Raw genomic sequence first — 18,726 nt, forward strand, 5'->3', positions numbered from 1 at the left:
CAGAGCCCGGCCGAGGGACCACCGGACCCCTCGCGTGAGCCCGTGCATCCCGTACCGGACCCCGCGCCCGCCCCGGCGCGGGATCCCGCACGTGACCCCGTACGCCCCGTACACCCCGTACATCCCGTGCGGGACTTCACGCGTGACCCGGTGCGTGACCCCTGGCGGGACGCGATGGAGCGGGCCTTGGCCGAGGCGCGCCTGGCCGGCCGGGACGGCGACGTCCCGGTCGGCGCCGTCGTGCTCTCCGCCGACGGGACCGTGCTCGCCCGCGGGCACAACGAACGCGAGGCCGGCGGCGACCCGACCGCGCACGCCGAGGTCCTCGCGCTGCGGCGGGCCGCCGAACGGGTCGGCCGGTGGCGGCTGACCGGATGCACCCTCGTGGTCACGCTGGAGCCCTGCACGATGTGCGCGGGCGCCCTCGTGCAGTCCCGGGTGGACCGGGTGGTCTACGGCGCCCGCGACGACAAGGCGGGCGCCGCCGGTTCCCTGTGGGACGTCGTACGGGACCGGCGGCTCAACCACCGGCCCGAGGTGATCGAGGGCGTCCTCGCGACGGAGTGCGCGGGGCTGCTCACCGACTTCTTCCGGGACCGCTGACAGGCACCCGCGACCTCACCCGATATCGATTTCAAAGCATGCCCCACCTTGCGGTAGGGTCTCCCTCGGTAGCGTGTCCGAGCGGCCGAAGGAGCTCGCCTCGAAAGCGAGTGTGGCGCAAGTCACCGAGGGTTCAAATCCCTCCGCTACCGCTTTTGAAGGGCTCCGTCGAAAGACGGGGCCCTTCGTGCGATCATGAGCACCGTTCGTGGCATGTCAGCGACAGGGAAGGCGCGGTGGCGTTGAACGCCAAGAAGATCGCCGTCTACGTACTTGTGGTGTTCGTGCTCTATCTGATCATCACCGACCCGGCCAGGGCCGCGGACTATGTCCAGATAGGATTCGAGGGCATATCCGACGCCGCCAAGGCCATCGGCGACTTCATGACCTGGGTCGCCCACGGAGGTGAGTGATGATCCGGCATCTGGTCCTCTTCAAGCTCGGCGAGGGCGTCGAGCGTGACGACCCGCGCGTGGTGAAGGGCGTCGAGGCGTTCCGCGCCCTGGGCGGGCAGATCGAGGAACTGCGCTTCTGGGAGTGCGCCTGGAACATCACCGACCGGCCCATCGCCTACGACTTCGCGATCAACTCCGCGGTCGACGACACCGCTGCCCTCAAGCGCTACCTGGAGCACCCGGCACACCAGGCGGGCGTAGCCCTGTGGCGCGAGTTCGCCACCTGGGTGATGGCGGACTACGAGTTCTAGGACGCCCGGGGCCCCGCTCCGAACCCCTACTCCGAGCCCCCGCTCCGGATCCCTGCTTGAGCCCCCGTTCCGGACCCCGCTCCAGGACGGCTGCCCGCGGAGCAGGCCCCGCCCGGCCCCCTCCGCCCGCTCGGCCCCCTCACGCCACCCCTCCCCTCCTCCCTCCCTCTTCCGGTGGGCCCGGAACGCAGGCCCCGTACCGCTCGGTGCGGGGCCGCTTCGCGTCCTGGGCCCCGCCTCCACGCCCCCCCAAACCCTCCCCGACCGCTCCCCAAACCCTCGCTGACCGCTCCCCGACCCCTCCCCGACCCCTCCCCAGCCCCTCCTCCACCCTCAACACGGCGTTATGCGGTGCTTGCACACAGTGCACATGTCTTGTGATGCTATGACCGCTTTTGACGGATGAATTGACGCTTGAGTCGACGGATCACGAGGTGGAGTTGACCGTGCCGGCCAGTACTGCGCCTCAAGCACCGCCCGCACCACCCGCGCCGCCCCAGGAGGGGCCCGCGCGGGAACCCGTACCGCAGCGCAGCAGCCGGGGCGCCGACACCCGGGCCCTGACCCAGGTGCTCTTCGGCGAACTGAAGGAACTCCAGGTGGGCACGGCGGAGCACACCCGGGTGCGCGCGGCGCTCATCGAGGCCAACCTCCCCCTGGTGCGCTACGCCGCCGCCCGCTTCCGCTCCCGCAACGAGCCGATGGAGGACGTGGTCCAGGTCGGCACCATCGGCCTGATCAACGCCATCGACCGCTTCGACCCGGAACGGGGCGTGCAGTTCCCCACCTTCGCGATGCCGACCGTGGTCGGCGAGATCAAGCGGTACTTCCGCGACAACGTCCGTACGGTCCACGTACCGCGCCGGCTGCACGAGCTGTGGGTGCAGGTGAACAGCGCGACCGAGGACCTCACCACCGCGTTCGGCCGCTCCCCGACGACCTCGGAGATCGCCGAACGGCTGCGCATCACGGAGGAGGAGGTGCTCTCCTGCATCGAGGCGGGCAGGTCGTACCACGCCACCTCGCTGGAGGCCGCCCAAGAGGGCGACGGGCTGCCCGGACTCCTCGACCGCCTCGGCTACGAGGACCCCGCGCTGGACGGCGTCGAACACCGCGACCTCGTCCGCCACCTCCTCGTCCAGCTCCCCGAGCGGGAGCAGCGCATCCTGCTGCTGCGCTACTACAGCAACCTGACCCAGTCACAGATCAGCGCGGAACTCGGCGTCTCCCAGATGCACGTCTCGCGCCTCCTCGCGCGCAGCTTCCAGCGGCTGAGGTCCGCCAACCGGATCGACGCCTAGGCGTGCCTGCGGGCCGGCGCCCGCGGACTCACCCCGGCCGCCGCGCCCCGACCCGCACTAAAGAACCCATGTTCGAACATGCTCAAATCGCCAGCGCGCGCGATCCTTCACCGGCGTGAGCTAATCGCCCACCAGCATCTTTGTGGGCGGTTCGGGGTTGAAACACCGTCAGACCGCCTTTATCCAGGGGGTTTTCACGTCTCACTTGTCGACATGTCACTACAGCGTGTTGCCGACATGTGACATTCTGCGGGAGACGCGTTTGCCGAAGCCCCGGCTCCGGTATTCAGGTGAAGGCTGCGTTCCCGGCATGGGAGCGTTCGCCGTGACCGTCCCGCGACCCAAAGGGGGTGGCATGTCCGCAGATCAGGGCAGCTCGAAGGTGCTGGCGCTCGCGGAGAGCGAGTCCGCGCCCGCAGCGCTCCAAGCGCTCGGCTCCATCGATGACGTCCCGGCCCTCGACGCCGCACCGGTGCTCGACGCCGCACCGGCGATCGACGCCGCACCGGTGCTCGACGCCGTACCGGCCCAGGCCCACCCGGCACCGGAAGCCATCGACACCCGCACCCTGTCCCGCTCCCTGTTCCTGCGGCTCGCCGCCCTCGACGCGGACAGCCCGGAGCGGGCCTACGTCCGCGACACCCTCATCGAGCTGAACCTCCCGCTGGTGCGTTACGCCGCCGCGCGCTTCCGCTCCCGCAACGAGCCGATGGAGGACATCGTCCAGGTCGGCACCATCGGCCTGATCAAGGCGATCGACCGGTTCGACTGCGAGCGGGGCGTGGAGTTCCCGACCTTCGCGATGCCGACCGTGGTCGGCGAGATCAAGCGGTTCTTCCGCGACACCTCGTGGTCGGTGCGCGTCCCGCGCCGGCTCCAGGAACTGCGCCTGGCGCTGACCAAGGCCAGCGACGAGCTGGCGCAGAAGCTCGACCGCTCGCCGACCGTCGGCGAGCTGGCCGCCGTGCTCGGGGTGTCCGAGGAGGACGTCGTCGACGGCCTCGCCGTCGGCAACGCCTACACGGCCTCCTCGCTGGACTCCCCGGCCCCGGAGGACGACGGCGGCGAGGGCTCCCTGGCGGACCGCCTGGGCTACGAGGACACGGCGCTGGAGGGCGTGGAGTACCGCGAGTCCCTCAAGCCGCTGCTGGCCAAGCTGCCGCCGCGGGAGCGACGGATCATCATGCTGCGCTTCTTCGCCAACATGACCCAGTCGCAGATCGGCGAGGAGGTCGGCATCTCGCAGATGCACGTCTCCCGGCTGCTGACGCGCACGCTGGCCCAGTTGCGCGAGGGGCTCATCTCCGACTGAGCACCGGGACTGCACACCGGGGTTTGAGCACCGGCCCAGCACAGAGATCCACCGGCCCAGCACAGAGATCACGAACACCGCCGCGGCGCGCTCAAGTGCGCCGCGGCGGTGTCTTTCGTACGAGGTGGGCGGGGTGGAGCGGCCGGAGCGGGACGGGCCGAAGTGGAGAAGCCGAGGCCGGGAAGAGGCCGGGAAGAGGCCGGGAAGAGGCCGGGACGGAAAGGGCCGGCAGCCGCTACTTCAGCGCCAGCCACGCCACGGCCGCGACGACCACGACGGCCACCACGATGCCGATGATCAGACCGACGCGGGGGCCGGAGGAGGCCGGCGCGGCCGGCTGCTGCGGGGTCCGCGGGCCGCCCTCGTCGACGAACGCGCGGAACATCTGAGTGCTGCCTGCGGGGTCGTAATTGCCCTGGGGGCCCTGGTTGTTAGCCATGGGCCGAGACACTAGCGAATCCGCGGGTGTCACCCAAGCGGGGGGCCGAAGACCCACCCGCACCGGACCGGTCCCCCGCCACCTGCGCGTTTACTTTCGCAATACTTGTCTTTGCCAAGTTTTGGCCTCGTTGACACCGTTCTTATTTGCCTGCAGCAACCAACGGCTTCTATGGTTGCCCTAAGCAACAAACGCGGGAGGTGCCGATGGCAGAGAAGGCTCAGTACGAAGAGCTGATCCGCCAGTTCAGCGCCTTCGGCGCCGTGAAGCGGGAAATGAGCCGCATCCTGCCGGCCGACTGTCCCGGCGGTTCGGCCGCCGTACTGACCCTCCTGGGCCGCTACGGCGACATGCGCATGAGCAAGCTCGCGGAGCTGCTCGCCGTGGACATGTCGGTGACCAGCCGGCACGTCGCCCACATCGCCGACCGGGGCTGGATCGAACGGTTCCCCGATCCGGCGGACAAGCGCTCGCGCATCCTGCGGCTGACCCCCACGGGCCGGGCCCAGCTCGACGAGCTGTCCGAACGGACCACACAACTGCTCGCCCACCGCCTGGGCGACTGGACCGACGACGAGGTCGGCCAGCTCGCGGGGCTGATGGCCCGGCTCCGGGCGAGTTTCGACGACTGCCGGCTCGTGCCGGGCCGGACCACGGCGCCAACCGAGGCCGATCAGTCCACCCGTACACCTGTGATCACCACGTAAGTAAAGGAAGTCCATGGCTACGACCACACCAGCCGGTGTGCGGGCTCATGCCAAGCACGGGGGGGCCTCCTCCGAAGGCGGCGCTCCGATGACGCACCGGCAGATCATGGAGGCGCTCTCCGGGCTGCTGCTCGGCATGTTCGCCGCCATTCTGTCCTCGACCATCGTCACCAACGCCCTCCCGGAGATCATCGGGGACCTGGGCGGCGGCCAGAGCGCCTACACCTGGGTCGTCACCGCCTCGCTGCTGGCGATGACCGCCTCCACCCCGCTGTGGGGCAAGCTCGCGGACCTGGTCAGCAAGAAGGCCCTGGTCCAGATAGCCCTGCTCGTCTACGCCGGCGGATCGATCGTCGCGGGTCTCTCGCAGAACCCGGCGATGCTGATCAGCGCGCGTGTCATCCAGGGTCTGGGCGCCGGCGGTCTCTCCGCCCTGGCGCAGATCATCATGGCCGCGATGATCTCCCCGCGTGAGCGCGGGCGGTACTCCGGCTACCTCGGCGCGACCTTCGCCGTCGCCACCGTCGGCGGCCCGCTGCTCGGCGGCGTCATCACCGACACCTCGTGGCTCGGCTGGCGCTGGTGCCTCTTCGTCGGTGTGCCCTTCGCGCTGATCGCGCTGTTCGTGCTCCAGAAGACGCTGCACCTGCCGGTGGTCAAGCGCAAGGTCAAGGTCGACTGGGCCGGCGCCTTCTTCGTCACCGCCGCCGTCTGCCTGCTGCTCATCTGGGTCACCTTCGCCGACGACAAGTACGACTGGATGTCGTGGCAGACCGGTGTCATGGTCGGCGGCGCGGTCCTGCTGACGCTGATCTTCTGCTTCGTGGAGACCAAGGCCAGCGAGCCGATCATCCCGCTGCGCCTGTTCAAGAACCGCACCATCACCCTGGCGTCGATCGCCTCGCTCTTCGTCGGTATCGCGATGTTCGCGGGCACCGTCTACTTCAGCCAGTACTTCCAGCTCGCCCGGGACAAGTCCCCGACCATGTCGGGTGTCATGACGATCCCGATGATCGGCGGGCTCTTCATCTCCTCCACCGTGTCCGGCCAGGTCATCACCAAGACCGGCAAGTGGAAGGGCTGGCTGCTGGCCGGCGGTGTGCTGCTGACGGCCGGCCTCGGCCTGCTGAGCAGCATGCGCTACGACACCCCGTACTGGCACATCGCGATCTTCATGGCGCTGATGGGTCTCGGCGTCGGCATGATGATGCAGAACCTCGTGCTCTGCACCCAGAACCAGGTCTCCCCCCGCGACCTGGGCGCCGCCTCCTCCACGGTGACCTTCTTCCGGTCCCTCGGCGGTGCGGTGGGCGTCTCGGTGCTCGGCTCGATCATGTCCACCCGGATCAGCCACTACGCCTCGGACACCATCGGCTCGCTCAGCCCGCAGCAGCAGGCGGCGGCGGCCAAGGCCGCGGGCGGCGGCTCGATCCCGGACATGGACATGCTGCCCCCCGGCATCCGCGAGTGGCTGGAGAGCGCCTACGGGCACGGCATCGCCGACATCTTCCTGATCGTCGCGCCGATCGCCTTCCTCGCCTTCCTGGTGACGCTGTTCATCAAGGAGGTCCCGCTGCGCACCTCCGGCGCCCTGGCCCAGGCCGCCGAGGCCGCCGGCCAGAACACCGCCCCGGCCGCCCCGGCCACCGCCGAGGCCGCCACCCCGGTCGCCGAGCCGGTTCCGGCCGGCGCGGTCGCCACCACCTCGGCGTCCACCTCCTCGGCGCCCGCCGCCGCGGCGACCACCCAGCGGCTCGCCGCGGTCGCCTCGGCCGCCGGCCCGGGTGACGCGGGCACCCCCCTCTCCGGTGGTGTCCCGGTCCGCGGTTTCGTCCGCGGCGCCGAGAGCGCGCCCGTCCCGCAGGCCGCCCTCACGCTGATCTCGCTCGGCGGACGGCAGCTCGGCCGGTCGGTCGCCCAGGCCGACGGCTCCTACGCGGTGGACGCCCCGGGTGCCGGGTCGTACGTCCTGATCGCCTCCGCCGACGGCTACCAGCCGCAGGCGTCCACGATCATGGTCAACGACGAGCCGGTCGCCTACGACGTCCTGCTCAGCGGCACCAGCGGGCTCAACGGCCTGGTGCGGGCCGCGGCGAACGGGCAGCCGGTCAAGGACGCCATGGTCATCGTGACCGACGTCCGCGGTGACCTGCTGGCCACCTCCACCACCGGTGAGCAGGGCGAGTTCTCCCTCGCCGAGCTGGTGCCGGGCACCGTGACCATCGCGGTCAACGCCGCCGGGTTCCGCCCGCGCGCGCTGCACGTCGAGGTCGGCGGCGCCGGCGTCACCCGGGTCGAGGTCGACCTGGACGCGGGCACCCGCGTCCAGGGCACCGTCAAGGCGCCGCACGGCCCGCTGGCCGACGCCCGCGTGACGCTGGTCGACGCGGCCGGCAACGTGGTCGGCACCGCCACCACCGGGTCGGACGGGGCGTACGCCTTCACCGACCTGGACACCGGCGAGTACACCGTCATCGCGACCGGCTACCCGCCGGTGGCGACGGCCCTGACGGTCGGCGGCCAGGGTGCCGACGGCCACGACATCGAACTCGCCCACCCCGGCGAGTAACGAGATCCCGGCCCGTGGTGACGTGCGCGCTCCGAGCGGAGGCGCGCACGCCGCCACGGGCCGGTCCGGTTCACCGACACACCGCCGTACAGCGCCACACAGCGCCGCACCGACATCACGCAGTTCTGGCTTTTCGAGCCTTCTTCGAGGCTCACGGGTTTTTTCAGGGAGAGAACGGGATGGGACTGACCGCGAGGATCCGTACCAGGGACGGATGGGCCGTGTCGCACGCGGTCGTCACGGTGACCGACATGACCGGCGCGCAGGTGCTGCGGGCGGAGGTGGACGCCGAGGGGGCCGTACGGGACACCACCCCGCTCACGCCGGGGGCGTACACCGTCATCGTCACCGCCGTCGGTTACGCGCCGGCCGCGTCCAGCGCGATCGTGACCGCCAGTGGCCGGGCCGAGGTCGGCACGGTCACGCTGGCCCGCCAGGGCGGCACCGAGCTGCCCCCGCCGGGGCCCTGGACCATCGACCCGGCGCACTCCAGCGTGGCCGCGGTCGCCCAGCACCTGGGCATCTCCAGCGTGCACGGCCGGTTCACCGACTTCACCGGCACCGTGGAGATCGCCCCCGACGACGTCACCAAGTCACGGGTGGAGGCAGTCATCAGGGCGGCTTCCGTCGACACCGGCAACGGCATGCGCGACACCCACCTGAAGTCCGCGGACTTCCTGGACGTCGAGCGGTTCCCGGAGATCACCTACCGCTCCACCGGCGTCACCCAGGCCGGCCGTGACCGCTGGACCGTCCACGGCGAGCTGGGCCTGCACGGCGTGGTCCGCCCGGTCGACCTGGACCTGGCCTACCTCGGTACCGGCGCCGACCCGTGGGGCGGCACCCGGGCGGCCTTCAAGGCCACCACCGAGCTGCGGCGCGAGGACTTCGCCATGAACTACAACCAGGTCCTCCAGGCCGGCATCGCCGCCATCGGCACCACCCTCAAGGTGGAACTGGACATCCAGACGGTCCAGGGGGACTCACTGCCGGCCGCGTGAGCCGTCGCCCACCCGGGCCACCAGGTCCTGGCAGAGGTCACGCAGTTTGACGTTCCGGTCCTGCGAGACCCGGCGCAGCCGGTCCATCGCGGCCCGGGCGTCCAGCCGCTCGCGGACCATGAGGATGCCGATGGCCTGGTCGATGACGCTGCGGGAGAGCAGGGCGGTGCGCACATCGGCCGCCGAGGCCCGTTCCCGTTCGATGCGCAGGGCCGCGTCCACGGCCTCGGCGGCCCGCCGGGCGAACGCGTCGGCCGCCGCGCGCGAGCCGGCCAGTCCGCCCGGCTCGACGCCGTACAGATTGAGCGCCGCGTCCGGCTCACCCGCCAGGGCGAGCGGCAGCGCCAGTACACAGCGCACGCCGGTGGCGAGCGCGTACGCGGTGTAGTCCGGCCAGCGGGTCTCGGTGGCCAGGTCGTGGGCGTACCGCGGGCTCTGCGTCTCGGCGGCGTCCACGCAGGGCCCCGAGCCGTTCTCGTACTGCCGCAGGTCCAGGCCGCTGGGCAGGCCCGTGGAGCCCGCCAGGGTCAGCAGCCGGTCGTCGCGGCGCACCGTGACGCTGCACGCGGCGACCCCGGGCACCTCCCGCACCGCGCGGTCGGTCAGATCGCGCAGCAGCGTGTCCAGCCCCTGGCTGCGCGCCATGGCCTGATCGAGCGTGTCGGGCGTCTGCGGACTCATGCCGTACGGATATCCCGTCACCGCTCGTTGACGCCTCGCCCCTGCGGGGCGTCGTGGGTGCCGACGATGCGGCGGGCGAGGTCGCGCAGCTTCACGTTCTCCCGCTGGGACGCCTTCACGAGGCTCTCGAAGGCCCCGGCCGCGTCCATGTCCAGGCGCTCCATCAGGATGCCGGTGGCCTGCCCGATCAGGTCCCGGGTGCGCATCGCCTCGGTGAGCTGTTCGCGCACGGTCGCGGAGTCCAGCGCCATGCTGACGTGCGCGGTGAGGAGCCGGCCGACGCGGGTGGCGTCCTCGTCGAAGGCGCGCGGCTTACGGGCGTACGCGGTCAGCACGGTCAGGCGGCGCCGGTCGGCGCGCAGCCGCAGCGACAGGGCCGAGCGCAGCCCCAGCTCGGACAGGGGGCCGTCGTTCTCGGCGATGCTGTCCTCCAGCTTCGCCACGGGCACCGTCCACAGCCGGTCCCACAGGGGGTGCGACTCCCGGCCGCCGGCGCGTGGGTCGGTCTCCGCGGAGCGCACCACCTCGTCGGTCCAGGCGAGGGTCTCGCGGCGGCTGCCGCGGTCGATCACGGAGATCCCGGCGAGTTCGGCGCCGGGCAGGAGGTCGACCGCCAACTGGACCGCGGTGCGCAGGGTGCCGTGCGGGGTGACGGTGTCGTGCAGCTTCCGGGCGGCCGCGGTCAGAGCTTCGGCCAGCTCGGCATCGGCCGACAAGCGCGGCACATCGGTAAAATCGGACGCAGTCACCACGAACCTCTTCGGCATGCACGGCCGTACGGCCGTGCGCAGGAGAGCTCCGCAGCACATTCCCGACTGCGAGCACAGGACGGAGAGCACTCTAGCTGCTCTGTTGCGGCTCGGTGACGTCCGGCTCACGGTCCGCCGAAGCACCTACCGCGCCCCGGTGCCGACGTGATGGAATGGCGGGGACGGGTCAGGAAGCGGCCTCCCTGGAAACCGGACGGACTTCGGTCAGGTGAGTGCCATGCCCTTCGTTCCCCCGCCCTGCGAGCTGCCGGGTTCCGCCGTGCTCGCGCTGCCCCCGGAGATCGACCTCTGCAACGCCGAGGAGCTGCTGCGCCGCGTGCTCCGCGCGACCCGCTCGGACGCGCTGCGCCACCTCGTCCTGGACCTGACCGGCACCGTGTTCATGGACTCCCAGGGCGTCCGTCTGATCGGTCTCGTCCGGCAGGAGCTGGGCGGCCGGGTCCGGCTGCGGATCGCGGCGGCCCCGGAGACCGTCCCGCACCTCCTGCTGGAACTGACCGGCCTGCGCCGGGACATACCCGTGTACGACAACCTGGCAGAGGCGCTACGGCCCTGACGCCCCACCTCTGTCGGACCGCTGACCTAAGGCGTGTCTGACAAATCCCCGCCTGCCGCGCGACGCCTGGCAGACGGGACTGTCGAAACACGCCCTAGGCTTCCCGGTATGGCACCGAACATCGCGACGAACACCCGGGTCGACCTGGCCGAGTTGCTCGACTTCGTACGTCCCCGGCACCGCGCGCTCCTGCTGACCCGGCGGGCCGACGGCGGCCCGCAGGCGTCCCCGCTGACCTGCGGGGTGGACGACGCCGGCCGGATCGTGGTCTCCACCTACCCGGAGCGGGCCAAGACCCGCAACGCCAAGCGGGACACCCGGGTCGCCCTGGTCGTCCTCAGCGACGAGTGGAACGGCCCCTGGGTGCAGATCGACGGCACCGCCGAGGTCATCGACGTGCCGGACTCGGTGGAACCGCTGGTGGAGTACTTCCGCAACATCTCCGGTGAGCACCCCGACTGGGACGAGTACCGGCAGGCCATGCTCGCGCAGGGCAAGTCGATCATCCGCGTCACGCCCGAGCGGTGGGGTCCGGTGGCCACCGGCGGCTTCCCGGCGCGGCTGTCCTCGGACTGACCCCGGGGCTCCGGGCCACCGTCGCCTCGATGCCCGCGACGATCAGGTCGAGGGCGGCCTCGAAGTCCGGGGCCGGGGTCCGGGCCGCGGGGCGGTCCTCGGCGGTGGCGTAGCCGTGGACGAAGCGGAAGACGGCCGCGTGGGCGCCGGCCAGGTGGCGCTCGGGCAGTCCCGTCCGGCCGAGCACGTGCCGGGCGGACCGGGAGAAGTCCAGCGACCGCGGCCCGATGTCGGGGAAGGCACCGGCGAGCCGGGAGAGCCAGGGGTGGCGCACGAGCAGGGCGCGGTACTCCCGGGCCAGTGCGCGCACCTGGACGCGCCAGTCGTCGTCCACCCGGTGCGTCTCGCCGGCTTCATCCTCCTCGTCCGTCGCGCCCGCCTCGTCCGTCTCGTCCGTCGCGCCCGCGTCGTCCGTCGCGGCGTCGGGCAGGCGCAGTTCGCCGTGGACCGCGTCCAGGGCGAGTTCCAGCAGGTCGTCCTTGGTGTCGACGTACCAGTAGACGGACATCGCCGTCACGTTCAGCTCGGCGGCCAGGCGGCGCATGGAGAGTCCCGCCAGGCCCTCGGCGTCCAGCAGTCGGACCACGGCCCGGGTGATCCGGTCGCGGTCCAGGCCCGAGGGCCGGCCGGCGCCGCGTCCTCCGCGCCCGTCGCGCCCGCCGCGCCGGGGCCGGTCCTCCCGCCAGACGCTGGTCCGTTCCCCTGTGCGGGCTGCCTTCGCCATGGACGCCCTCCCCTGCCGTCTCGCGCCGGCACCCGGCACCGCTCGCCGGTGCCGGGTGCCCCCGCTTCTCCTCTTCCCGCTCTCACGCCCCGTTCGTCGGCTGCGTCAGGTCGTAGAAGGTGGCCGAACCGGCCGTCACCTTCTTGAAGTTGGCCTCCACCCACGAGGTGATCTCCGTGGAGGTGCCGGTGCCGGAGCCGCCGGTGCCGCCGCCGGAGCCGCCGGAGATCAGGTAGTGGATCTTCCCGTCGGCCACGTACTCCTTGAACTGGGCCGGCGTCGGCGACGGGTCGGTCCCGTTGAAGCCGCCGATGGCCATCACCGGATCGCCGGTGGCGAGCTGGTAACTGGCGGCGTTCTGCGCGCCGATGGCCGCGGCGACCCAGGTGTAGTCGTCGGCGTCCGCCGCCAGCAGCTTCTTCGCCGCGGCGTCGACCTCGGCGCCGTTGAGCAGGCCGCCCATGCCGCCGCCACCGCCCGGACCGCCGGACTCGCCGGTGCCACCGGCGCCGGGGAAGCCGCCGCCCTGCGGGGTCTGGCCCTGGCCCTGGCCCTGGCCCTGGCCTTGTCCGGGCATTCCGCCGCCGGGGAAGCCACCCGCGCCACCCGTGCCGTTCTGCTGGTTCTGGCCCGGCATGCCGCCGCCCGGCATGGCTCCGCCGCCCCGGCCGCCGCCACCGCCACCCGGGCCGCCGCCCATCATGCTCGCGCCGGACGGACCGGCCGTGACGATGGAGCCGGTGTGGCCCTCCTGCAGAGTGCTCAGGGTGTACGCGGTCGGACCGGCCAGCGAGGCCGTCAGGCCCAGGCCCGCCACCGCGAGCACGAGCCGGCGCTCCAGCCGTCCGGCGAAGACCAGGCCGAGCGCGGCCAGCAGACCGCCGACCAGGACCAGCCAGCGCAGCCAGGGAAGATAGTCCGGGGTGCGGTTGAGCAGCACGTACCCCCAGGCCGCGGACGCCGTGACGGCGGCGGCCAGGGTGAGCGAGACCCAGGTCTCGCGGCGCCGCTCCCACAGGGCGACCGCGCCCATGCCGACCACGGCGGCCAGATAGGGGGCGAGGGCGATCGTGTAGTACTGGTGGAAGATGCCGGCCATGTAGCTGAAGACGGCCATGGTCATCAGTAGCGAGCCGCCCCAGACCAGCAGCGCGCCGCGCGCGGAGTCGGTACGGCCGGCCCGGCGGGTCGCGACCAGGGCGCCGACGAACAGGATCAGGGCGGCCGGAAGCAGCCAGGAGATCTGGCCGCCGATCTCGGAGTTGAACATCCGGTCCCAGCCGGTCTCGCCCCACTGCCCGGTGCCGGTCCCGCCCCCGCCGCCCCCACCGCCGACACTGCCGGTCTCGTCGCCGCTGAGGCGGCCGAGGCCGTTGTAGCCGAAGGTCAGCTCCAGGAAGCTGTTGTTCTGCGAGCCGCCGATGTACGGGCGCGACGAGGCCGGCCAGAGTTCGACGAGCGCCACCCACCAGCCGCCGGAGACGACGAGCGCGCCGGTCGCCAGCGCGAGCTGGCCCAGCCGCTTCTTCCAGGCCACGGGCGCGCAGCAGCCGTACACGAGCGCCAGCGGCGGCAGGATCAAGAACGCCTGGAGGGTCTTGGCGAGGAAGGCGAAACCGATCGCCACCCCCGCCCACACCAGCCACTTGGTGCGGCCGTCCTCGACCGCGCGTACGACGAGGTAGCAGGCGACCGCCATCAGCAGCGCCAGGATCGCGTCGGGGTTGTTGAACCGGAACATCAGCGCCGCGACCGGGGTGAGCGCCAGCACCGCGCCCGCGATCAGGCCGGCCGCGGGGCCGAAGCGGCGGCGCACGGACGCGTGCACGACGGCGACCGTCCCGACGCCCATCAGCACCTCGGGAACGAGGATCGCCCAGGAGTTGAGGCCGAAGATCCGCACCGCCAGCTCCATCGGCCACAGTGAGGCCGGGGGCTTGTCCACGGTGATGGCGTTGGCCGCGTCCAGCGAACCGAAGAAGAACGCCTTCCAGGACTCGCTGCCCGCCTGCACGGCCGCCGAGTAGAAGGAGTTGGCGTACTCGGAGGCGCTCAGGTTGTAGAGGTAGAGCAGGGCGGTGACGAGGAGCAGTCCGAGGAGGGCCGGGCGGGCCCAGCGGGGGTCCTCGGGACGGCCCCGCCAGAGCCTGCCGGGGGACAGCCGCCGGCCGGGGCCGCCGGGCTCGGGCGGCTCGGCGGCCCGGGGCGGTGGCGGGGGCGGTGGCGATGGCCAGGTGTCGGAGGCGGTGTCGGCGCCGGTGGCACCGGTGGCATCGGTGGCACCGGCCGGGTCCGTACGGTCGTACTGCGTGGTCATCGCGGGTTCCTGGGGTCGGCGTCGGTCTCGTGGACCGGCTGGAGCCGCATGGTGGCGTCCGCCTGCCGCGGGCGCTGCGGCAGCGGGCCGGGCGCGGCGGACGGCTGGGGGATGGTGACGGTGGCCGCGGGGCCGGCCGTCGCGGGGTCGGTCCTCGCGGGGTCGGTCCTCGGGTGGGGGCCGCCGGCCGGGGCGGTGGCGTACGCGGACGAGGAGGCGTACGTGGAGGCGGCGGCATACGTGGGGGAGGCGGCGTGCGTGGGGGAGGCGGCGTGCGTGGGGGAGGCGGCGTGCGTGGGGGAGGTCGCGTACGTGGGGGAGGTGGGGCCGGAGGNTCGCGTACGTGGGGGAGGTGGGGCCGGAGGCCGCGGGGAGCGAGGGCTCCGGGTCCTCGTGGCGGTCGGAGAAGACCCAGGCGCGGAAGAGCAGGAAGCGCAGCACCGTGGCGGCCAGGTTGGCGGCGATGAGCACCGCCAGTTCGGTGGAGTGCGCCGGGTCGGTCGTCGCCGCGTTCAGAGCGGCGAGCGAACCGCTGGTCAGGACCAGGCCGATGGCCCACACGACCAGGCCCTGCGCCTGGTGGCGAACCGCGCCGCCCCGGCCGCGCACGCCGAAGGTGAGCCGCCGGTTGGCGGCGGTGTTGGCGACCGCCGAGACCAGCAGGGCGAGCGCGTTGGCGAGCTGTGAACCGGAGAAGGTGCGGAAGCCGCTGTAGAGCAGCAGGTAGAAGAGGGTGGACAGGGCGCCGATGACGCAGAACCCGACGAGCTGCCGGGCCAGGCCGCGGGGGACGTCCGTGAGGTCGCGGTCGCGCGGGTCGTCGCCGAACGGCCGGGCCAGCCGGTCCAGCGGCAGCGAACCGGTGGCCAGGGCCTTGCCGACCCGCCACACGCCCTTCAGGTCGTCGGTCGCCGTCCTGACGATGTGCACGGTGGAGTCGGGGTCGTCGACCCAGTCGACCGGCACCTCGTGGATACGCAGCCCCGCGCGTTCGGCGAGCACCAGCATCTCGGTGTCGAAGAACCAGCCGGTGTCCTCCACCAGCGGCAGCAGCGCCTGGGCGACGTCCCGGCGGATCGCCTTGAACCCGCACTGCGCGTCGGAGAAACGGGCCTGGAGCGAGCCGCGCAGGATCAGGTTGTACGAGCGCGAGATGAACTCCCGCTTCGCGCCCCGCACCACACGGGAGCTGCGGGCCAGCCGGGAGCCGATCGCGAGGTCGGAGTGGCCGGAGATCAGCGGGGCGACCAGCGGCAGCAGCGCGTTGAGGTCGGTGGAGAGGTCGACGTCCATGTAGGCGAGGACGGGGGCGTCCGAGGCCGACCAGACGGTCCGCAGCGCCCGGCCCCGGCCCTTCTGCTCCAGCCGGACGGAACGGACCCCGGGCAGTTCCGCCGCCAGCCCGGCGGCCACGTACGGGGTGGTGTCCGTGGAGGCGTTGTCCGCGACCGTGATGCGGAAGGCGTAGGGGAACGTGCGGGTGAGGTGCTCGTGGAGTCTGCGCACGCAGGGCTGGAGGTCCTTCTCCTCGTTGTAGACGGGGATCACTACGTCCAGGACAGGCGCACCGGCTCCTGCGGCCGGGAGGTGCTCCCGCGCCGGCAGGGAGCCGGGAGAAGAGTCGGTTCGCATGACACCGACTTTTCTCAATTCCCCTGTCGCACCCGTGTGGTGGCGCTGTGCTGTACCTGTGAGTACGACGACCAGGACGTCCGGGGGTCCGGCAGGCCGGCCGGCGCTCCGCCCCCGGGGAGCCCGGGGAAGGTGAGCGCGGGCAGACGCACGGTGAACACGGTCCGTCCGGGCACGCTGTCGACGGTGACCGCGCCGTCGTGCGCGGCGGCCACGGCCTGCACGATGGCCAGCCCCAGACCGGTCGATCCGGTGGCCCGGGAGCGGGCCGAGTCGCCGCGCGCGAACCGTTCGAAGACGTGCGGGAGCAACTCGGGCGGGATGCCCTGGCCGTTGTCCTCGACGTCCACGCAGAGCCAGGGGCCGTGCCACCGCACCCGGGCGGTGACCGTGGTGCCGGGCGGGGTGTGGTTGCGGGCGTTGCCGAGCAGGTTGACCAGCACCTGCTGGAGCCGGGCGGCGTCCGCGGAGACCAGCGCCGGTTCGTCGGGCAGGTCGAGCCGCCAGGTGTGGTCCATGCCGGCCACCCGGGCGTCGCTGACGGTGTCCACCACGAGCGGGACCAGGTCGGTCTGCTCGAACTGCAGCGGCCGGCCGGCGTCCAGGCGGGCGAGCAGCAGCAGGTCCTCGACGAGCAGGGTCATCCGCCCGGCCTCGGACTCGATCCGGCCCAGCGCGTGCCGGGTGTCGGGGCCGACCTGTTCTCTGCCCCGGCGGGTGAGTTCGGCGTAGCCGCGGATGGAGGCCAAGGGGGTGCGCAGCTCATGGCTGGCGTCCGCGACGAACCGCCGTACCCGGGTCTCGCTCTCCTGCCGTGAGTGCAGCGCGCCGTGCACGTGGTCCAGCATCCGGTTGAGCGCGGCCCCGACCCGGCCGACCTCGCTGTGCGGGTCGCACTCGGACTCGGGGACCCGCTCGTTGAGGTTGACCTCGCCGGAGTGCAGGGGGAGTTCGGAGACCCGGGTGGCGGTGGCGGCCACCTTGCGCAGCGGGCGGGTGGCGACGCCGACGATGATCGTGCCGGCCAGGCCGGCGGCGATGAGACCGGCGACGGTGACGCTGACCTCGACGATGATGAGGGTGCTGATGGTGTTGGTGACGTCGTCGGCGGAGAGGGCGACGTAGTAGGAGTCAGCGCCGTCCCTGCTGGTGATGAACTCGACGCGGTACTCGCCGAGGCCGGGGAGGTCCACCGAGTGCGCTTCGCCGTCCTGCGGCACGGAGGCGAGCGCGGACTTCTGCGCGGTGTCGAGTGCGTCGGAGTACATGCTCTTGAAGATGCCGTCGCTGTCCTTCTTCTCCTTCGCGACGGCCGCGCTGCTGATCGTGCCGTTCCGCACGTACGCCGCCACGGTCCCGGCCTGGCTGGGCCCCTGGGTGACGACGTGATCGACCTTGTCGCCCGGCGAGAGGTCTTCGTCCACGCCGCCACCGGGCTTGCCGGGGTCGAGGAGGTCACTGCCCGCGCCGGTCTTGTCCGGCATCGGGCCGCCGACCGCGCGCATCCCGGCCTCGTGCAGCTTGCCGTCGAGCTGCTCGTACAGATGCTGGCCCAGTGCGATGGTCGTCACGGTGCCGATCACCGCGCACACCACCGCGATCAGCACCACCGACGCGACGACCAGCCGCGTCCGCAGAGTGCGCGGCTTGGCCGCCCGCGGCGTACGCAGCCGTCGCCTCCGGGTCATGACACCGCGGGCTTGATCAGATACCCGGCGCCACGCCGTGTGTGGATCATCGGCTCGCGCCCGGCGTCGATCTTCCGCCGCAGATAGGAGATGTACAGCTCGACGACGTTGGCCTGGCCGCCGAAGTCGTAGGACCAGACCCGGTCGAGGATCTGCGCCTTGCTGAGCACGCGCCGCGGGTTGCGCATGAGGAAGCGCAGCAGCTCGAACTCGGTGGCGGTCAGGTGGATGCCGTCCCCGCCCCGCGTGACCTCGTGACTGTCCTCGTCGAGGGTGAGGTCGCCGACGACCAGGACGGAGTCGGAGCGGCGGTCGGCGGCACCGGAGCGGCGGATCAGGCCGCGCAGCCGGGCGACGACCTCCTCCAGGCTGAACGGCTTGGTGACGTAGTCGTCGCCCCCGGCCGTCAGCCCGGCGATACGGTCCTCGACGGCGTCCTTCGCGGTCAGGAAGAGGACCGGCACGTCGGGCAGGTCGCGGCGGAGCCGGCCGAGCACGCTCAGCCCGTCCATGTCGGGCAGCATCATGTCCAGGACGACGGCGTCGGGCCGGAACTCGCGCGCGCTCTGGAGCGCGCCCTGTCCGTCCCCGGCACTGCGGATCTGCCAGCCCTCGTAACGCAGGGCCATGGACAGCAGCTCGGTGATCGACATCTCGTCGTCCACCACAAGCACTCGGACGGGGCTCCCGTCCGGCCTGAGCAGTTCGGTGCGCCCCTGGGGCGAGGTCGTGGTCATGTTGTCCACCATGTCGGGGGGCTCTGAGAACACCCTTTCGGCAACCTGTGATTTCCCTGAGAAACCCACAGCCACCTCTCAGCGGGCGCCTGGGCACCTCGTGGTACCGGTTCCACCGATACTCCGGAGGTCAGAACAGGCCCTCCTGCCGCACCGGTGGCGCCACCGCCCGCAGCGGCCGTACCGGTACGTCGACGCGGTTGCCGTCACCGGTCGCGGCGACCAGGCCCCAGCCGGTCATCAGCCGGGTGTCGAGGATGACGACGCCCCGCTCCGTCGCCAGGTGCAGATCCGGCCCCGCCGCCGCGATCAGCTCCCCGCCGACCGCGCCTCCCCCGACCAGCTCGCTCACCTCGACGGTGGCGGCGGCCGACACCCCGGACGCCCCCGCCTCTACCCCTGCCCCT

Annotated in this window: 17 protein-coding genes, 1 tRNA gene and 2 pseudogenes; 11 read left to right on the forward strand and 9 right to left on the reverse strand. The window is 72.1% G+C overall.

Going from position 1 to position 18,726, the window contains the following annotated elements; all coding sequences use genetic code 11:
* The first annotated feature begins 174 nt into the window (after positions 1-174).
* The 6 genes from tadA to ABEB00_RS31285 all read left to right on the forward strand — a co-directional run bounded on the left by tadA (position 175) and on the right by ABEB00_RS31285 (position 3,922).
* Entirely contained in the window at positions 175-603 is a 429-nt protein-coding gene (gene tadA / locus ABEB00_RS31260) for a tRNA adenosine(34) deaminase TadA (RefSeq protein WP_345624058.1), read from the forward strand.
* Between the two features lie 67 nt (positions 604-670).
* Positions 671-755, forward strand: a tRNA-Ser gene (locus tag ABEB00_RS31265).
* Between the two features lie 84 nt (positions 756-839).
* Positions 840-1,016: a hypothetical protein gene (locus ABEB00_RS31270; RefSeq protein WP_345624029.1), complete on the forward strand. Its 177-nt coding sequence runs from the start codon at positions 840-842 to the stop codon at positions 1,014-1,016.
* Positions 1,016-1,309, forward strand: coding sequence for a Dabb family protein (locus ABEB00_RS31275; RefSeq protein ID WP_345624030.1), 294 nt, complete (start codon positions 1,016-1,018; stop codon positions 1,307-1,309). Before ABEB00_RS31270 ends, ABEB00_RS31275 begins: the two co-directional genes overlap by 1 nt.
* Positions 1,310-1,755: 446 nt before the next feature.
* Entirely contained in the window at positions 1,756-2,610 is an 855-nt protein-coding gene (locus tag ABEB00_RS31280) for an RNA polymerase sigma factor SigF (protein ID WP_345624031.1), read from the forward strand.
* Positions 2,611-2,965: 355 nt separating this feature from the next.
* Complete coding sequence (locus ABEB00_RS31285) at positions 2,966-3,922, forward strand: RNA polymerase sigma factor SigF (protein ID WP_345624032.1); 957 nt, start codon at positions 2,966-2,968, stop codon at positions 3,920-3,922.
* 235 nt (positions 3,923-4,157) lie between these two features.
* Here the strand turns inward: ABEB00_RS31285 and ABEB00_RS31290 are convergent, their stop codons facing one another.
* The gene (locus tag ABEB00_RS31290) at positions 4,158-4,361 is read right to left on the reverse strand and encodes a hypothetical protein (RefSeq protein WP_345624033.1); all 204 of its coding nucleotides are present in this window, start codon (positions 4,359-4,361) and stop codon (positions 4,158-4,160) included.
* 206 nt (positions 4,362-4,567) lie between these two features.
* Here ABEB00_RS31290 and ABEB00_RS31295 point away from each other — a divergent pair, with 206 nt between their 5' ends.
* The 3 genes from ABEB00_RS31295 (at position 4,568) to ABEB00_RS31305 (ending at position 8,638) form a co-directional block, all read left to right on the forward strand.
* Complete coding sequence (locus ABEB00_RS31295) at positions 4,568-5,068, forward strand: MarR family winged helix-turn-helix transcriptional regulator (protein ID WP_345624035.1); 501 nt, start codon at positions 4,568-4,570, stop codon at positions 5,066-5,068.
* Positions 5,069-5,156: 88 nt separating this feature from the next.
* Entirely contained in the window at positions 5,157-7,637 is a 2,481-nt protein-coding gene (locus tag ABEB00_RS31300) for an MFS transporter (protein WP_486389435.1), read from the forward strand.
* Between the two features lie 179 nt (positions 7,638-7,816).
* A complete protein-coding gene (locus tag ABEB00_RS31305) occupies positions 7,817-8,638 on the forward strand; it encodes a YceI family protein (protein ID WP_345624037.1) in 822 nt (273 codons plus the stop codon).
* Here ABEB00_RS31305 and ABEB00_RS31310 read toward each other — a convergent pair.
* Both ABEB00_RS31310 and ABEB00_RS31315 read right to left on the reverse strand, forming a co-directional pair.
* Positions 8,621-9,319 carry a GAF and ANTAR domain-containing protein gene (locus ABEB00_RS31310; protein WP_345624038.1) on the reverse strand — a complete coding sequence of 233 codons (699 nt, stop codon included), beginning with the start codon at positions 9,317-9,319 and terminating at the stop codon, positions 8,621-8,623. The genes ABEB00_RS31305 and ABEB00_RS31310 overlap by 18 nt on opposite strands.
* Before the next feature lie 17 nt (positions 9,320-9,336).
* Positions 9,337-10,086 carry an ANTAR domain-containing protein gene (locus tag ABEB00_RS31315; protein ID WP_345624039.1) on the reverse strand — a complete coding sequence of 250 codons (750 nt, stop codon included), beginning with the start codon at positions 10,084-10,086 and terminating at the stop codon, positions 9,337-9,339.
* Between the two features lie 220 nt (positions 10,087-10,306).
* Here ABEB00_RS31315 and ABEB00_RS31320 point away from each other — a divergent pair, with 220 nt between their 5' ends.
* On the forward strand, positions 10,307-10,645 hold the full coding sequence (locus tag ABEB00_RS31320; RefSeq protein ID WP_345624041.1) for an STAS domain-containing protein: 339 nt from the start codon (positions 10,307-10,309) through the stop codon (positions 10,643-10,645).
* 108 nt (positions 10,646-10,753) lie between these two features.
* The gene (locus tag ABEB00_RS31325) at positions 10,754-11,221 is read left to right on the forward strand and encodes a PPOX class F420-dependent oxidoreductase (protein ID WP_345624043.1); all 468 of its coding nucleotides are present in this window, start codon (positions 10,754-10,756) and stop codon (positions 11,219-11,221) included.
* Here ABEB00_RS31325 and ABEB00_RS31330 read toward each other — a convergent pair.
* The 6 genes and pseudogenes from ABEB00_RS31330 to ABEB00_RS31355 form a co-directional block, all read right to left on the reverse strand.
* Entirely contained in the window at positions 11,157-11,945 is a 789-nt protein-coding gene (locus ABEB00_RS31330) for a TetR/AcrR family transcriptional regulator (RefSeq protein WP_345624045.1), read from the reverse strand. The two genes, ABEB00_RS31325 and ABEB00_RS31330, sit on opposite strands and share 65 nt — an antisense overlap.
* A gap of 82 nt (positions 11,946-12,027) precedes the next feature.
* A complete protein-coding gene (locus ABEB00_RS31335) occupies positions 12,028-14,262 on the reverse strand; it encodes a mannosyltransferase YkcB-related protein (protein ID WP_345624061.1) in 2,235 nt (744 codons plus the stop codon).
* Positions 14,263-14,679: 417 nt separating this feature from the next.
* Positions 14,680-15,894: pseudogene (locus tag ABEB00_RS31340) on the reverse strand (bifunctional glycosyltransferase family 2/GtrA family protein); the annotation flags it as partial.
* A 14-nt stretch (positions 15,895-15,908) separates the two neighbouring features.
* Complete coding sequence (locus tag ABEB00_RS31345; RefSeq protein ID WP_345624047.1) at positions 15,909-17,582, reverse strand: ATP-binding protein; 1,674 nt, start codon at positions 17,580-17,582, stop codon at positions 15,909-15,911.
* On the reverse strand, positions 17,579-18,319 hold the full coding sequence (locus ABEB00_RS31350; RefSeq protein WP_345624049.1) for a response regulator transcription factor: 741 nt from the start codon (positions 18,317-18,319) through the stop codon (positions 17,579-17,581). The genes ABEB00_RS31345 and ABEB00_RS31350 overlap by 4 nt, the downstream gene beginning before the upstream one ends.
* A gap of 130 nt (positions 18,320-18,449) precedes the next feature.
* Positions 18,450-18,726: pseudogene (locus tag ABEB00_RS31355) on the reverse strand (DUF2797 domain-containing protein); the annotation flags it as partial.

The organism is Streptomyces ziwulingensis (assembly GCF_039542605.1).
GTDB classification, from domain to species: Bacteria; Actinomycetota; Actinomycetes; order Streptomycetales; family Streptomycetaceae; genus Streptomyces; species Streptomyces ziwulingensis.